The sequence below is a fragment of the Haloglomus halophilum genome (assembly GCF_024298885.1).
Taxonomy (GTDB): Archaea; Halobacteriota; Halobacteria; order Halobacteriales; family Haloarculaceae; genus Haloglomus; species Haloglomus halophilum.
The window spans coordinates 2,141,700-2,157,757 of the sequence record NZ_CP101166.1; the positions used below are offsets into that span (position 1 = coordinate 2,141,700).

The 16,058-nt window shown below is 62.0% G+C and carries 15 protein-coding genes; 9 read left to right on the forward strand and 6 right to left on the reverse strand.

The features are described 5' to 3' along the window. Window positions 1-125 precede the first annotated feature (125 nt). The 3 genes from NL114_RS10365 (at window position 126) to NL114_RS10375 (ending at window position 3,384) form a co-directional block, all read left to right on the forward strand. Window positions 126-1,121 carry an HNH endonuclease gene (locus tag NL114_RS10365; protein ID WP_254820841.1) on the forward strand — a complete coding sequence of 332 codons (996 nt, stop codon included), beginning with the start codon at window positions 126-128 and terminating at the stop codon, window positions 1,119-1,121. Between the two features lie 137 nt (window positions 1,122-1,258). Next, window positions 1,259-1,804, forward strand: coding sequence for a hypothetical protein (locus NL114_RS10370; protein WP_254820842.1), 546 nt, complete (start codon window positions 1,259-1,261; stop codon window positions 1,802-1,804). Window positions 1,805-1,917: 113 nt separating this feature from the next. After that, window positions 1,918-3,384 carry an amidohydrolase family protein gene (locus NL114_RS10375; RefSeq protein ID WP_254820843.1) on the forward strand — a complete coding sequence of 489 codons (1,467 nt, stop codon included), beginning with the start codon at window positions 1,918-1,920 and terminating at the stop codon, window positions 3,382-3,384. A 389-nt stretch (window positions 3,385-3,773) separates the two neighbouring features. Here the strand turns inward: NL114_RS10375 and NL114_RS10380 are convergent, their stop codons facing one another. Next, window positions 3,774-4,745 (reverse strand): hypothetical protein, encoded by a 972-nt coding sequence (locus NL114_RS10380; RefSeq protein WP_254820844.1) that lies wholly within the window; start codon window positions 4,743-4,745, stop codon window positions 3,774-3,776. 240 nt (window positions 4,746-4,985) lie between these two features. Between NL114_RS10380 and NL114_RS10385 the strand changes: the two genes are divergently transcribed. From NL114_RS10385 to NL114_RS10395, 3 genes are all read left to right on the forward strand, one after another. Beyond that, window positions 4,986-6,050 carry an outer membrane protein assembly factor BamB family protein gene (locus NL114_RS10385; RefSeq protein WP_254820845.1) on the forward strand — a complete coding sequence of 355 codons (1,065 nt, stop codon included), beginning with the start codon at window positions 4,986-4,988 and terminating at the stop codon, window positions 6,048-6,050. Window positions 6,051-6,189: 139 nt separating this feature from the next. Next, the gene (locus NL114_RS10390) at window positions 6,190-7,608 is read left to right on the forward strand and encodes a lamin tail domain-containing protein (protein WP_254820846.1); all 1,419 of its coding nucleotides are present in this window, start codon (window positions 6,190-6,192) and stop codon (window positions 7,606-7,608) included. Then, window positions 7,605-7,886 carry a DUF3006 family protein gene (locus tag NL114_RS10395; RefSeq protein ID WP_254820847.1) on the forward strand — a complete coding sequence of 94 codons (282 nt, stop codon included), beginning with the start codon at window positions 7,605-7,607 and terminating at the stop codon, window positions 7,884-7,886. The genes NL114_RS10390 and NL114_RS10395 overlap by 4 nt, the downstream gene beginning before the upstream one ends. Window positions 7,887-8,167: 281 nt before the next feature. On the opposite strand, the gene NL114_RS10400 is transcribed toward NL114_RS10395, so the two are convergent. The 5 genes from NL114_RS10400 to NL114_RS10420 all read right to left on the reverse strand — a co-directional run bounded on the left by NL114_RS10400 (window position 8,168) and on the right by NL114_RS10420 (window position 12,666). Continuing rightward, window positions 8,168-8,401 (reverse strand): hypothetical protein, encoded by a 234-nt coding sequence (locus NL114_RS10400; RefSeq protein WP_254820848.1) that lies wholly within the window; start codon window positions 8,399-8,401, stop codon window positions 8,168-8,170. Window positions 8,402-8,489: 88 nt separating this feature from the next. Then, window positions 8,490-10,592 carry a type B DNA-directed DNA polymerase gene (locus NL114_RS10405; protein WP_254820849.1) on the reverse strand — a complete coding sequence of 701 codons (2,103 nt, stop codon included), beginning with the start codon at window positions 10,590-10,592 and terminating at the stop codon, window positions 8,490-8,492. A 4-nt stretch (window positions 10,593-10,596) separates the two neighbouring features. Further along, window positions 10,597-10,848, reverse strand: a complete 252-nt coding sequence (locus NL114_RS10410; RefSeq protein WP_254820850.1) for a DUF8156 family protein — start codon at window positions 10,846-10,848, stop codon at window positions 10,597-10,599. Next, window positions 10,849-11,529, reverse strand: a complete 681-nt coding sequence (locus tag NL114_RS10415; RefSeq protein ID WP_254820851.1) for a P-loop NTPase family protein — start codon at window positions 11,527-11,529, stop codon at window positions 10,849-10,851. Between the two features lie 132 nt (window positions 11,530-11,661). After that, window positions 11,662-12,666 carry a Cdc6/Cdc18 family protein gene (locus NL114_RS10420; RefSeq protein ID WP_254820852.1) on the reverse strand — a complete coding sequence of 335 codons (1,005 nt, stop codon included), beginning with the start codon at window positions 12,664-12,666 and terminating at the stop codon, window positions 11,662-11,664. 331 nt (window positions 12,667-12,997) lie between these two features. Between NL114_RS10420 and NL114_RS10425 the strand changes: the two genes are divergently transcribed. From NL114_RS10425 to NL114_RS10435, 3 genes are read left to right on the forward strand one after another with little or no spacing between them, the layout of a single operon-like run. After that, window positions 12,998-13,417, forward strand: a complete 420-nt coding sequence (locus NL114_RS10425; protein WP_434084091.1) for a DUF7985 family protein — start codon at window positions 12,998-13,000, stop codon at window positions 13,415-13,417. 10 nt (window positions 13,418-13,427) lie between these two features. Further along, window positions 13,428-15,242 (forward strand): DUF8186 domain-containing protein, encoded by a 1,815-nt coding sequence (locus NL114_RS10430; RefSeq protein ID WP_254820854.1) that lies wholly within the window; start codon window positions 13,428-13,430, stop codon window positions 15,240-15,242. Beyond that, window positions 15,242-16,054: a hypothetical protein gene (locus NL114_RS10435; RefSeq protein ID WP_254820855.1), complete on the forward strand. Its 813-nt coding sequence runs from the start codon at window positions 15,242-15,244 to the stop codon at window positions 16,052-16,054. Before NL114_RS10430 ends, NL114_RS10435 begins: the two co-directional genes overlap by 1 nt. Window positions 16,055-16,058: the final 4 nt, after the last annotated feature.

Here is a 16,058-nt window from a genome sequence, read left to right on the forward strand (position 1 = left end):
GGCGCTTGAAACTACGGATCAGGTATATCGTCGCTCTCAGCTGTACCTTTCTGTCGAGAACCCGCGTTTTCGCTCGGTCTCGTTGGGGGAAACGATCATGTCGCGTCCGTGGAATCATCGTGAGCATGTCGCCGGAACGGCTCCGCAGCATCGTTCCGATGTTCGGTGGGGGAACGAGCTACGTGGAGACACTGGATGCGATTCTGGAATTCGTCGACGAGCACCAGCCGACAACGGACGAGCTGGTCGGGTGGCATCGTGGCACCTTCGCGCGTGTCTCGAGTCGTGACTCGATCCTCCGACGGGTCGACTACCTCGAGGACGTTGGATTCATTCGACGTGCTGGAGACTACTGGCAGCTTGGTCCGGAGGGAGAGGCGTACCTATCCGATCAGACGACCTCGACGCTGCTCGAGATCATGGTTCGTCGGAACGTCGGCCTTCGAAGTCTCCTCTACGCACTCTCCGCGGGTCCGATGACGATCGACGAGGTCAGCCATCAGCAGCTCGATACGCACCCGGAACTCGGCTGGAACCCGTCGAGTCCCGATATGGCCAAACAGCGGACGAACTGGCTCCGGAGCCTCGGGCTCGTCGAAAAGGATGGTAGCCTGTACTCCCTTACTGACGAGGGGCGGAAGTTCACCGACCGTGCTGTGGAGCAATGGGCAGGAACCGAGGAGGCATCCGTCTCGAATGCTGGTGACGGATTGACCGCTGCCACGTACGAGACGACGGTTGTCGCGCGGTCAGTCGACCCGGAGTTCCGAGCAACGGTACTCTCTCAGCACGACGGGATGTGTCCAGTCTCACACGTGGATCATCCAGCCCTGCTGGATGTTGCGCACGTCCTCCCGTGGAGCGAGTACCCGGACCACCGGGCGGACCTCGGCAACGTGCTTCCGCTGAGCAAGACCCACCATGCGGCATTCGATAGAGAGCTGTTCACGATTGATGCGGACTACCGGCTTCGAGTAAATCCGGAGTTCGACACGCAGAGCGATATCCTCCAGCGGACGATTATCGAACAAGCAGGGGAGCAGGTCTCGTTCGGAGATACAGGCCCTGAGCCGACGTATCTTCAGGAGCACAATCAGAGATTGGCATGGCTCGCAGACTGAGCTGAACATAACTGGGGCTTCTGCCGATTTGCTCACTTTTTTGTGAGCTACTTCTGATTCTCCTCCAGTAATGGAGATACGGTATGCCGTTGGCTGATGCACACAGACCGACGAGTACACGCGAACGGTACCGCTTGATGACTGATGCGGCATCCCGGCCGTTCGCGGCCGGTGCCGTCGCCGTTCCCTTGGTACTACCCGTATTAGGCTACCTCTCGAGTGATGTCCGAATCATGTTCACCGTCCACCTGTTCCTCGGTGCATTCTGGTTCGGAACTGCGGTACTCGGCGCGGTCGTTCTCGGCCCCGTGATGGGGGGCCTCTCCGAGGAAGCCAACGTTGAGTTCGCTGAAGGCTTTGTTCCGAAGATGAACCTGCTGATGGAGCCCGTCTCGGTTGGCGCAATCGGGTCTGGCATCGGCCTTGCTAGCATGATGGGCCTGTGGGCATCCCCGACGGTATCACTGTGGGCTGCACTTGCTATCGCGATTGCGCTGCTCGTTCTCGGGTTCGGGCCACTCCACAAGTTCACGGCAGGGATGTTCGATGAGATTGCCGCCGACGAGACCGACCACGAGCGTCTCGCCTCGCTGAACAAGAAGTACGGCATGCTGAGTCTGGTCGAACTCGTCCTGATGATCGCCATCGTTGCAACGATGTCTGGCCTCCGGTGGGGGTTCTAACACCGAATCCGCCGCCGAAGCGGTTCGTTCTTCGCTTCGCCCCGTCGATTGAGGATAGTCTTCGACAGATCGTCCCAACAACTTTGACACGACTGCCGATTCCGGGATGACATATGGCCGTTGACATCGCTATCTCGGATGCGCTTGTTCTCACGGTCGACGAGCGAAACCGGCTGTACGAACACGGGACGATACTCGTCGATGACGGTCACATCACCGAGGTTCGGAAGTCCGCAGACGACGATGGAGCAATCGACGCCACGCACACGATCGACGGCGACGGGATGCTGGCGATGCCGGGACTGGTCAACGCCCACACCCACCTCGAACTGACACCGTTGATCGGCGCGTTCAGCGATCTGGATCTGCTGGAGATGATGGGCAGTATGACGGCCATCTACGGTCGCCTCGGTGAGGGCGACTTCGATTATCTGGTCGAGGCTGGGTACGAGCTCGCCGCGCTGAACTTCCTCCTCGGCGGTGTCACGACGAGTAACTCGATGGATGTCCGTCCGAGTACGGGGGCGGAGACCTTTGGCGAGGCTGGCCTCCGGGGCTTCTTCGGCCCAACGATCACGGATTTGTTCTGGGATGTCCCCGTCGACGAGCAGTTCGACCGCGCTCGTGCGTTCATCGACGAGCACCACGACACCTACGACGGACGAATCCAGGCGACGATCTGCCCGCATGATGACTGGTCATGTACACGCGACCTATGGGAGCGCACCGCTGCTCTCACCGACGAATATCCAGAGCTGCTCGTCCATACCCATCTGCTCGAACTCGAGGAGAGCAACACGATGGCACGGGCAAACGGAGGGACGGATTCACTCGGACTGCTCGATGAGGTTGGACTTCTCGACGACCGACTGGTCGCGGCACACTTCCGCGTCGCCGACGAGGCAGATATCGAGCGAACTGCCGAGGCAGATGCGTCGGTCGCCCACTGCCCCTCGGTGTTCTGCTACTGGAACCCGGACGCCGAGATGCAGTGGACGCCCGTCCCCGAACTGCGGGAGGCGGATGTCGATGTCGGGTTGGGTATCGACGACCACTACTGGCACGACTCCTACAGCATGTTCGGCGAGGCCCGACAGGCCCGCCTCGCGGCCAACGTCAAGCGGACGACCGGACAGTACTCCTCGATGGAACTGGTGCGGATGCTGACCATCGACGGGGCTCGTGCGCTGGGCATCGGCGACGAGATTGGAAGCATCGAGCCGGGAAAGCGGGCAGACATCATCCTTCTCGATGTGGACAAGCCGAAGTTCACACCGCTCACGAACATCCCGGCCCACGTCGTGAACAACGCCACGCCAGCCGATGTGGAAACGGCCATCGTCGACGGAGAGATCGTGATGCGAGCGGGGCAGCCGATGACGATAGATGCCAAAGCGGTACAGGAGCGGGTAGAATCGGCGGTCGACCGCTTTGCCGACGAGATGGGATGGGAGCTACACGTTGGAGGGGGTGAGCCACCGGGTTCCATCGAGACGATTCGAGACTTACCCAAGCGTGGCCCCGTCCGCCTGCTCTCTCGGCTCGCTCTCCAATCAGCGCGTGACAAGCTCCCTTTCTGAGCCACCGATATCGACATCGTCGTTCCCTCCCGAGGACGTCTGGTCCGACGATATCTGCAGCTCGATGCCGGAGCCATGTCGGGCACAGGTCTCCAATTCGGCCGTGCTAGTCACGTTGCAATCGTCAAGTATCGGTAATGAATCGGGAGTCGTTGTAGTATCAGCAACGACTGGTATCTCTCTGCTTAGAAGCTGATACTGTTCGCACGCCGCGGTAGGGTGAGCCAACGAACTCAGATATCACGCCGAGCCGCCGAGTAACATCTCTACCTGCTGTGGATTGCTACTTCATCCCACCAAACTCTGCCTGTAGACGCTAACTGGGGTTCCGTATCGACGAACTCTCGTCTCCGGCCTTCGAGGGGAGCGAGTGCGAACCCGAACGGCACTCAGTCGCTGTACGCATCGACCCATTCGAAGTTCTCGAGGGTAATCGCGTACGCGTCGGCGCTCCCAACGTACCGGGTGGTGTAGCTGGTCGGGTAGTAGCCGGCTTCCGGGAACGCGGCCGGGAGCGGGACGGGTGTCGTGACCTCGACACCGCTCGCCTCCACGTCACGCATGAACGCCTCGGTAATCATCGGCTCGGTGAACGTGAGTTCGCCCATGCCGTCGCCCTCGTAGGTCGGGACCGGAACGAGGCTGCCGCCAGGCCCGAACGGGAGGTCCACCGTTCCGCTGGGCGAGGTGGGGTCGATGCTCGGGTCGTAGAGCCCGTAGATATACGTGTGCGTGAACGGGACCTCCGGATTCCACTCCGGCGAGGTTTCGTCGTAGATGTGCTCGCCCATCTCGGGGACGATGAGCCGGGGGGATTCGTAGACGTAGTTCTCGGCGAAGTACTCGTCGGGCACGTCGTACGTTGCGATACCCATCACGGGACCGGGTGCGGGGCCGACGATGCCCTCGATTAGGCTCTGGTCGACGAAGTAGTAGTGGAAGTCGAAGTGGGGCGTCGTCCACACGCTGGCCGGCGGGTGGCCCATCGGGTTCCAGTTGATCCCAGCGAAGGTGTAGGTCAGACCGTCGACAGCCGGGAAATCGAGCGACAGCACCCGGTGCTCGGGCTCGGCGGTCAGCGTCTCGAACGCGTCGCGCTCCAGCCAGATTCCGAGGTGGGTGGGCTTGCCGGCGCGGTTGCTGGTCGCGAACGTCCAGACATCCGGGTCCGTTCCAGCGACGGATGTCGACTCGCCTTCGACGTAGTTCGCGTTCGGCGTGTCGAAGGGATTGGTCCGGCCTGCAATGGCACTCCCAGCAATCCCGAGGAGGGTGGTTGCAGCGACCCCGGCTCCGATGCCCTTGAGGACGCTCCGGCGGTTGGCGACGGGACGCTCTGCTGCTGTGCCGTGAGTGGTCATGAGTAACAGCTGTTAGGACACCGCATGAGGAGATATACTAGCAGTGAGCCGAGATAGCACGGCAGTGCTGGTCGCCGTGACTCTACATTATCGAGTGGTGTCCGGATTGGTCACGTTGGCTTAGAGAGTGAAGTGTTCGAATTCGTCGATAGTACTTCGGACTCGAATACTCACTCTCCAAGTTGGCACCGCCACTGTGCGTAGATTGATACGAGGAGCGTCGAAATACTGCGGGCACCAATGAGTCGTGGGAGTTCGGGGGGTGATGCCGGTCGTGGAATACACCGCTGGACGTTCGAAACCTGGGACCGGATCGACGCCCCGCCAGCGGTAGTCGAGGGAACTGTCTATGTCGGGAGTACGGACGAGCACCTGTACGCGGTGGACGCAGCCAGCGGGACCCAACAATGGGCCTTCGATACTGGAGGCACGGTGAAATCCACACCGACGGTGGCCGACGGCACCGTCTACGTCGGGAGTCAGGAGGGGCTGGACTGTGGCCACTTGTACGCGGTAGATTCGACCAGCGGCACCGAGCAGTGGGCGTTCGACACCGGCGATTGGCCGAACGGCTCGCCGACGGTCCGCGACGGCGCGGTCTACATCGGAAGCAACACCGGCCACCTGTACGCGGTTGATACGGCGACCGGGGCCCAGAGGTGGGCCTTCGACACCGGAGGTCCAGTCAACTTCTCGCCGGCAGTCACGGCCGAGACCGTCTACGTTGGGAGCTACAGCGGACAGTTGTTCGCACTGAATGTCGCCGACGGGACCGAACAGTGGGCCGTCGAACTCGGCGACTGGATCAATACCGCGCCGACAGTCGCCGACGGGACCGTCTACGTTGCGAACGCCAACCAACAGCTGTACGCGGTGGACGCGACGAGTGGCCGCTTGGAGTGGACGTTCGACGCTGGTACCACGGTCACGTCACCAGCGGTCGTCGATGACACCGTCTACGCCGGGAGTGGCGAGGGCCTCATCGCCGTGGATGCAACCAGTGGCACCATACGATGGCGCTTCGAGGCCGGGTATCCAGGCAACGCCCCGCCGCCGGTCGTCAATGGGACCGTCTACATCGGCAGCGATGACGGCCACCTGTACGGAATCGCTGCGGCCACCGGCACCGAGCGATGGCGTTTCGCCACTGGGGCCGAAGTCCATTCGACGCCAGCAGTCGCCGATGGGACCGTCTACGTCGGAGGCTCGGGCAATCTGTATGCAGTGCGTGTAGACCAGTTGGCCGACCTCGAAGCGGCCGAGGGCACGGCTGGCCTCGAGCGCGAGGAGTCCGAACGCGCTTGAACTGCACCGTATAGTACTATTCCACAGTTCGCTGGTACTCGTTTCCCCGATGTGGCGGAACGGCTGCCATGGCCCCTCGTCCATCTCCGGTCTCCGTGGATACCTTCTTGATAGACTCCGACCAAGCGCGGGGCAACACGTGGCCAACTCCTCCCGAACACTCCTCATCATCTGTGCTGGTCTTGTCATCCTGGCTGGCTGTAGCGCTCCCACTGCCCCGGCCAGCGATGGGGGCGAGAGTCCGCAGCCGGCGAGTGGTGACGCGACCGTCGAGGGAACGACTGAGGTCCACTTCATCAATGTTGGGCAGTCCGTCTCGACGCTCATCATCGGGCCGACGGGCGAGACGATGCTCATCGACAGCGGCCATTTCAACGACGACGGTGAGTACGTGCTGCAGTATCTCCAGCAGCAGAACATCGAGCGGATCGATTACTTCGTCACGAGCCACAACGATGCCGACCACATCGGCGGGAACGCGGCCGTCATCAACTACTTCGAGACGGAAGCTGACGGCATCGGCGCCGTCTACGACCCCGGTATCGCCGCCGGTACCGAGACCTACAGCGAATACCTCGATGCGATCGAACAACACGAGGTCACTCTCTATGAGACGCGCGAGGGCGACAGCATCCCGTTCGAGAACGTCAGCGTGCAGGTCATGGGGCCGCCGGAGCCGTACCTCGAGAGCGAGGCCCGCAACGAGAACAGCATCGTCCTCAAACTCACGTACGGGCAGACGAGCTTCCTGTTCACCGGTGACGCCGAGGACGACCAGGAGGCGTATCTCGTCGAGGAGTACGGCTCACAGCTCCGAGCGACCGTGATGAAGGCTGGGCACCACGGGAGCAAGACCTCGACGAGCGGAGCGCTGCTGGACGCTGCACAGCCCCAAGCCGTCATCATCTCTAGCGAGTACGAGTCCCAGTACGGCCACCCTAACGAGGAGACGCTCCAGCGTCTGGCCGAGCGTGACATCTCGACCTACTGGACGGCAACACACGGACACGCCGTCCTGCGGAGCGACGGCAAGCAGGTGACGATCGCCACGCAGCGGGCGGCACCCACGGACCCGATGTCCATCCGCGATGGCTCTCCGATCGACCCTGGGACCACGGGGACGGTCGAGCGCCGGGCGACCATCACCGGCTCCGGCGTGACGGATGCGGCCGGGACTCCGACGACCATCGCGACGGACGGGGGCACCGACACATCGGCCGAGCAGGGCGAGATTGCGCTCGCGTCGGTCCACGCTGACGCCGAGGGCGACGACCGCGAGAACCTCAATGACGAGTACATCGTCCTCGAGAACACCGGTGGTGAGCCGTTCGATCTGTCCGGGTGGACCGTGCAGGACGAGGCTGGCGCCACCTACACTGTTCCGGACGGGACGACGCTTGATGCTGGGGCGACAATCACACTCCATACCGGGAGCGGCACCGACACCGAGACGGACCTCTACTGGGGCTCTGGCAGTCCCATCTGGAACAACGGCGGTGATACGGTCATCATAACGAACGCGGATGGCGACGAAGTGCTCAGGGAGTCGTATTCATGATTCCAGATGGCACCTACACGGCGGTGCTGGACAGATTCGAGGACAGCAAGGCGGCGCTGGAGCTATCCGGTGACGACGGCCGGTACGAGCTAGTCATCGACCAGCATGACCTCCCGCAGCCGGCCCGGCACACGGACGCCGTACTCGAGGTCGAGGTCGTCGATGAGGCGATCGTGGCGGCGGACTACAGGCCCGCAGAGTCAACGCGTCGGGTCGACGACGCACAGAACCGGTTCGACCGGTTGTCGAACCGGCCACCGGACGACGAAACGTCGTAACGGTGTATCACGCTGGTCGTGGTGTCAGTTCCACGACGGCGTACGCTTCGCGAACCTCGCAGCGTTCACAGGCGAAACCGATGCATCCGTCGGATAACAGCACGACTCGGACGTATCGATAGTCGCACTCTGGACAGGAGGTCCACTCGGTAATCCGCATCACTCAAGCACTCCGTCGAGTGTAGGCGCAGGCACTCCATCCACAGGCTGGACAGACATGGCACCGAGCTCGTGGGGCGAGGTCGGCGTTCCCGCAGTCCGGACACTGCTTCTGGACCATTCTACGCGACCCTCCAGCACAGGTCATCGTGTTCGCCCGAGACAGCTTCCACCTCGAACGGGCCCGACGATTCCAACTCGGTGAGCAGCGGCGCGACGACCGCTGGCTCGAGTCCGGCCTGGGCGGCGACCGTTTCCAGTCGAACCTCGCGGGGACCGTTGCGGGTCAGTTCGAGGAGGGCGTTCCGGACCCGGTTCCGGGCGATACGCCCGACGGCCTGTTGTATCTCGCTCATGGCCGATACAACGCATAGGTCGCATATGGGGCTAGGAGGGGCTCTTCCGATAATTCCGAATTCCTGTTCCAGCGTGATTCACGGCTCATCAATTTCCGAAGGCCGCGAGCGTCGGTTCCCGCATATCGCTGCAGTACTGCCTGATTCCTGCCTCACGCCACCCGAGTGGTGAAAGGACACTCTCGGCTGCCCGGCACAGCAGGTCGTCGTAATAATCGGCATCGTATCGGTCGCCCTCTTCGTGCGCGAGGCGAACACGGTCGGCCGTCGTCGCGTCGTCGTCCACGACAACGTAGGCTGTCCGCTGGCCTGGGTGGCGGTTGATTCCCTCACTAGCGGCCCGGTCGAGCGCCGCCGCAGTCTGGGTGAACCGCTCGTAGTCACCGGCCCCCTTCGAGACGCGCTTCTCGATCAGCAGCCGGTCCGAGTCGATCTCGCCACTCTTGAGCGACGACCGGAATCGGGCCAGTCGGTCACAGACGGCTTCCGGGGAACGGGTGGCGTCGAGCGTCCGGATGAGCTCCCGCTGGGCCTCGGCGATGAACGGCGGCGTGCTGTGCTGGCGACATTCGATGCCACGATACTTGTAGCGGTCCGTATCCGCGACCCGGCCGAAGTACTTCGTCAGCGCCCCGGCGTCGCTGTTCCGGAGCGGCACGAACGCGGCCCAGTCGTAGGCGGCCTCGTACTCGAGCTCGATGCCGACCGCGTCGGTGATCTCGCCGGCCACCGTTTCGAGTGCAGTCGGCTCAGCCGTGGCTGGCGTGACCCAGATACTGTCGACGATACCGTGGACGACCTGCCAGCCGCTCGCTTCGAGCCGCTCCTTCGCGTCGAGCAGAATCTCCCGCGCGAACGCGTTGATTGCCTCGTGACAGGCGATGCGGCCGAACTTCGCGTTATTGAATCCCTGATACCCGAAGCAGGAGACGAGAATCCACTTGATAGCGTCCGACCGACCTTCGAGGTCCGCTCGCCGTTCTGGGTCATCACAGTCCGCGAGTTCTGTCTTGATCCGCTGGCGATCCGTGACGAGCGGTTCGAGAACGTCCGGCAGGTACCCCGGCTCGTCACAGATGCTGTAGCCCAGCCCAGGAACGTCCTCTCGTTCCTGGTGACAGTCACAGCGAACCGTCTCGGGACTGATGTTCCGCGTGATCATAATCGAGGGGTAGAGCGACGAGAAATCGAGTTCGTGAACGTCCTCGTGGAGCCCGACATCTGGAGCGAAGGTGAATCCGCCCCGGTCGGCGTCGTCCAGTTGCCGCATCGTCTTGAACCGCTCCGGTCGCCATGCCTTCCATGGGACGAGGACATTCCGTCGGCGGGCTTCCCGAATCTGGATTGCCGTGAGAATGTTCCCGATGGATGCCCAGGCAGTCTCTTGAAGCGGCTTCCGAGAGCGGGCGACCAGATCCAGACAGCCGTCGAGGTTCGCCTCGCGGAGGAAGAACGTGTTCGCCTCGTCGACGATAGCTCGCCCCGGCACGTTGTAGCGGGCCGGCGAGTGCCCGACCCGCCCGTAGCTCTCGAAGGTGGACTGCCCAGCGAGTTGCTGGAACCCCGGGATGCGGCCGAGCTGGTAGTCCCACTCCTGCGCGTTGGCGACCGCGTGGAGTTGCGCGAGGAGGTCACTTTCCGAGACACGGAGTACGTCCGGGTCGGCGGCCTGGACTCGCTCCGCGACGGTTGCGGCCACGTTCGGTGGATCTCCTTCGATTACCGCTCCGTCGACTGTGATTGCTGATAGCCCGGGGTCACCGGCGAGTTCCGGGACCGTCGCTTCGAGCGAAAGCATGCGTAGCGACCGGTCCGGCGTGGGGTCGAGCTCCCGTTCCAGACAGTAGCGGAACTCCCGCGAGAAGTCCACGTTGTAGAGCCGGTATTCGCCGGGGGGCCCCCAGCCCCGGATGTCGCTCCCAACGCTGGTTACCGCGTCGACCGACTCGACATCGACACGAAGAACGGATTCCGCTTCGTGTCGGAACCCCCGCCGCCAGGGCTCGAACGCTGTGGCCGCCACTCCGGTGAACCGCTCGACGTGTGGCTGGATGGCGGTCAACTGTTCCCGGGTGTCCGCGGTAACGTAGAGCGTTGGCGTGTAGTCGGTATCGCGTTCGCACTCGGCGCCGTCTTCGGTTGCAGTCCACCGGAGCACGTCGCCATCAAGGAAGTCGAAGGTGAACGGCATCAGGTTACTCGCTGTCGTCCAGCTGGGCCTCGAGTTGCCGAATCCGCCGCTCCTGTTCCAGGAGTATCGAAACAAGTACCGGGAACAGCGGCTCGTCGTGGTTCAGATACCCGCCGGCATCGGCGTGCGCCCGTGCGTGCTCGAAGAGCCGATCGAAATGGGGCTGGTTCCGGTGCCGGAGTGCCCGCCGATACGGCTGCCAGCGCTCCTCAATACCCGTGAGCAAATCGCGGTAGGTGGCATTCGTGCGTCCCATCTACGCCACCCCCGGCCGCGGCGTCTCACCCTCCACGAGCGCTTGGCGGCGCTGGAGGACCCGCTCCCAGAACGCGAGCGTCGTCTGGACGGCTCCGTTATCGACCGGGTAGACGAGCGTTTCGAACGAGTCGCCGACGAACCGGGGCCCCATGTCCGTCGCCTCGTAGACGAGGTCGCGTGTCGGCAGTGCGTCGAACGGGTCGGTCAGGCCATCTGTTTCCTTCAGCGTCACCAGCACCGGCACCGATGCTCGCTCGGCAATCATCGCAAGCCGGTCGGCGACCCCACGTACCATCGACGCGGCATCCCCCCGCCCGAGCGTGTCGTCACGATAGGGTGCATCGACCCAGGGAACGACGACGAGCGCTGTTTCAGAATCCACCTCTTCGTCAAGCCTGTCGAGGAGCTCGTAATGCTGGAACGGTGTGAAGCCACGAGCGACACGAACGCGTTCGAGGAGGCGGCGACTCGGTGCGAGTCGGGCGAGTTGCTGGGTCGTCGCGTGGCCGTGACTGTCGACCCAGACGGCTGTGCCGTCCTGCCCGAGCAGATGATCGAGCACGAGCGAGTCGATGGGGCCGACCGCGTGCGTTTCCGTTTCGAGAAGCGTCACCCCCGGGTTCAGTCGCGGGAGTGAGGGCGCCGGTGTCGAGACATCTGTGGTGGGTGTCGTGTCCATGGGGATACGAAGCCGCTGTCCGAGTGATATACGCAAGTGCGGTCGTTCCGAAACGGCCGATAGCCGTGTGCGACTGGTGAAAAGCGATTTCTCCGGCCCGTTGAGCGGTGTGTTGGCAGCTTCCGATAGCTCCTACTCCGCTAACCGATACGTCCGGCCGCGCTTCTCCCCCTCTGCGATGATTAGATCGTAGGCGGCCAGTTTCTGCAGGTATTTCCGGATCGTTCGCTTGCTCTTGGGGGTCGAGGTTCGCTCCTGATACTGGCCATACAGCTCTCCTGGGTCGACTTCCCCGCACTCTTCGATGATATCGTAGAGCGTCCGCTGGTGTGGCTTGAGTCGGTCGAGGCTCTTCTGCTGGAGCGTCTCCCGAGCGTTCGGGAGCGCCTCACGAACCGTCTCGCTCGGGATGTGCGCCAGTCCATCCCGGTCAGCCGTCCGGGCGGCCTCTCGAAGCGTGGCAATCGCGATGCGGGCATCCCCCGCTGCAGCATCGGCGATGAATCGGAGGTCCTCGTCATCGATTGCGTCCGGCGTCAGCCCGCGGTCCACACGGGCCTGCAGAATCGCGACCAGATCATCCATCCCGTAGCGCTCGAACCGGATACGGCGACTCGCGTGGAGCCGGCTCACCAGCCGTTCGTCGAGCTGTGCGAACAGATCCTCCTCACGATTGGCGATCATCACGATGGAGATACCGCGCGTCATGTAGAGGTCGTAGAGGACGTCCTTGTCCTCGAGTTGGTCGACCTCATCGAGTACGATCACGTACGGCGAGCCGTCGTAGTTCTGGATTCGCTGTAGGAGTAGATCGGCTGGTGTGGACTGGCGATGGATATCGACCGTCCGGCCGATGGCAGAGAGAATCTCGTAGAGCACCTGGAAGCGCGAGTAGTTCTGCCAGCAGTTGACGTACTGGGTTGTGATGTCGATGACCGCTTCGCGGAGCTGCTCGACCGTATATCGGGCGATGCATGTCTTCCCTGTCCCAGAGGGGCCGAACAGGAACATTGTCTCCCCATGCTCGCCCTCGGTGATCGGATCGAGTGCGTTGGAGAGCGCGTTGACCTCAGCGTCCCGGTGGACGATATCCCGTGGGACGAACTCGGGATCGAGGACACGCGCATCTCGAATCATTCGAGTATGGCGTATTCCTCGCGATTACATAAATGGACGCGGGGTGCTTCCGATACTTCCGATATCTTGGGGCGCTGAATCTGAGCGCTGTATCGTCCTATTTGACGCCTATATCGGACGGAAAGGAGCGGTGTTCTGAGTGACGGAGTGAGATGCGTCTATCCTAGTACTATTCGCAATTTTGGTATTGTCCGAAAAGGCCCGGAAAATACTGCCGTTAATTCCGATAGTGGAATTTATGTACAAAGGTGTCGACCGACCGAATGCCGTCTTCGGTCAGTGTCATAGCAAATATCGAGCCCCCAACATGATACATCAACTCCATTCGCTGATGCCCTCCACTCCGGAACGGAACTGTTTCCACCACACTGCTCGCACTGGTGTGTTGACTCTCCTACTCCTCGGATTGATGGCATCGGCTGCGGCTCCGGTTGCAGCCCAGGACGGTTCTGGGAGTTCGGCGACGAACCCGATTTGCCAGGATAGCTCCAATACGTTGTCCGACATGATAGAAGGGTTTGTTCAGATTACAACCGGTTTCGGGTTGATGGGGCTACTCGTCGTCTGGCAGGCGGATTCACTGATGGAGATGGTCACACTCAGCCGTGAGCAGAAAGCCAAGATCAAGCAGCACAAACGCGGTGCTATGCGGTCTGCTGCTGTGCTGGTCGTGCTCGGGCCGCTGTTCACTGTCGCCGGGCCGACGATGGGGCTACCTATCGCCCAGTGTGTGGACCTGATTCCGTTCTGACTCCTCACAGATGTCGGAACGCGGATTCACCCTGCTACTCATCATCGGCCTCCTTGCAAGCGGTCTGACAAGTGTCGTGTCTGCGACGCCCCCACGTCCCGGGACCGAAGGGAACGGACTTGACGAGAACGAGTCAGCGACACTCTGGTCTCGTGACAACGACAGTCAGCGTATCACGAACGCCGAGTACCGGCGGGCCTACGGTGAGCGGCGGACGGCAATCCAGAGCGTGGCCAACGGGACGGACCTGACGTTCCGGCGACCCCCGTCGACCGCTGGAATCTGGACGCGTCACGACTTTTCGGATTATACGCCCGGAAACGCGAGTGTCTCGGTGTACCCAACATCGGCGAACCGAACGAATTCGACGCTGATTCGGGATGCGCATGCGACTGTGTTTGCCGCAACGCCGTCGACGGTGGCACACACGGGGCCAGGAGAGACGACACGATATCTGGCACCGGACGGAGAGCTGCGTGGCGCTGTCGACTACCGAGTCGCTGTTCCAGATGGCAACGTAACCACACGCCGCTCCACTGCTACGAACGGATCGAACACGACCGCCGGCCGTCGCACCCGCCGCGTATCGTGGTCGCTTACGAGCCACGAGATTAGCGCTGTCCGGCTGATTCAGGGTGGCGAGGTTATCGCGCGGACGAACGGCTCTCACCGGCCTCGAATCGAGTACGCGCTCACAGGACGAGACGGAACGCTCAGGCTGGAAGCCGATATCGAGGTCAGCCTCACACGTCGCGTCACCGTCACTCGCACGACGAACAGAACCACCCCGAACGGGACGGAGAACATCGTCCGCGAGCGGACAACGACGAGTGTCGTGACGGATTCGGTGACGGTAACCGACGAGATTCATGGGCGCGTGTACGGCCTAGAACCGTCGCTCGAGTACGTGACGTATCCCGACGGCGACCTCGGTCTTGCGGTCTTCCAGGAGCTTCCCTGGCAGGGATATCGGCTGCGTGCGAACGGCGGAGCACGGGTCCGTGGTGTTTGGCGATTCTACACCGCTCGTGATACTGGCTGGGACACGCTTGTCCTGAGCCGGGCGACCGACGCACAACGCATCGAATCGGATGCAGTTCCAGTGTTGGTCCACGCATACCCGTCTCGCATCGGCCCACGGATCGAGCCGGAGGGCCGCGGCCCGGAGTTGCTAAATCGGTGGGGCGCACGGCGGGATTCGCCCGACGGAACACTCGGTCGGAACGTCCACGTCGAGGTGGTCGATGGGTCGTACGAGGCCACGCATGGCCTCGCTGTTCGGTACCGTGCCAACGCTAGCACCCGGATTACGGTTCGTGGTATCGTTCGCGGCGAGAACCGGACACTCCGCCCCGACGCCGACGGCACGAAGCGGGTCCTCCGGCAGAGCAATCTCACCGTCGAGCGCATCTCCGAGTCGGAGTCACAGCTCACGGTACGGATTACCCTCCGCGATGCCGAGACTGGGGAGCCGATTTCGCTCTCGGCGCCGAATCGTCCCCGGTACGAACCGTTGCTGGTCACTCGAGACGAGGCGTATATCTCGATTGGAGACCGGCGCGTCCAGACGAACCTCTCCGGGATGGCGACTGTCCGGCTCGATGAGAGCGGTGTGTACACGGTCCGCTACCACCCGGAATCGTGGCTTACCCACGATCCGGCCTACACCGGGACGGCGACATCCGTTCGATGGCACCCCCTCGCGACGATAATGGGCTGGCTTGCCCTCGCAATCCGGGTAGCACAGTGGTTTCTGCCGTTCGTTCTTGCGCTGTATGCGGGGCGACGGCTGGGTGGGATGTTTCGGTATCGAGGTGACCTCTGATGGACTGGACTCGACGAACTCTGGTTGGAGGTATCGCATCCGTAACCGTACCGCTGGCTGGCTGTTCGCTCGATTCGCCATCCGACGACCCGACCGACAGTGGCAGCGGTGGTGAATTCGAACAGGTACAGGTGGACGGGCAGACGCTCGTGGTTGGGCTCGGGGAACTCTCGGCGGATACAGTGAACGTTATCGCTCCCGATGGCACTGCGTTTGCGTCGCAGTCGGTCCCACAGGGGGCGACGACGGTCACGTTCGATATCGGACTCTCATACGCCCCGGGCGAGTATCGGGTCGTTGCGAGTACCGGAGAGTCGACGATAGCGGAAACCACTCTCACGATTGCACCGGACCTCGAGATCCTGGAGGTCGGCGTCGGTGCAAATCATCTTGACCGGATGCCAACTGGCCTCGGTAATACGAAATCTGCGGAGGCACTGGTTACCGTCATTAATCGCGGAAACGGTCCAGCTATCCTCGAAAAAATACTGTTCCTTGGTGGGGTACCAAATCCAACTACTGACCTTCAAGATGCAGATGAAGAGGAGGCTAGTGGTATATTCAATAAAGCTGAGGGCGCCAGCGAGGTTACTCAGCTCGTAATTCTTGGAAATCAAAAAGACACCCTCTATACTAGCAGACTCCCGTTCAGCTTCCACGAAGATGGAGTGAGCTGTAGCAGTGACGAACAAACTGGAAAGTTCCGAGTAGTACTGTCTACGAGGATTGAGGGTGCTTCTGCTACCGGTGAGTACTCTATTAGCTATACTCGGTCCAGTGAATCTGGTGAGTGTAACATCCGAATTAATTGAACTC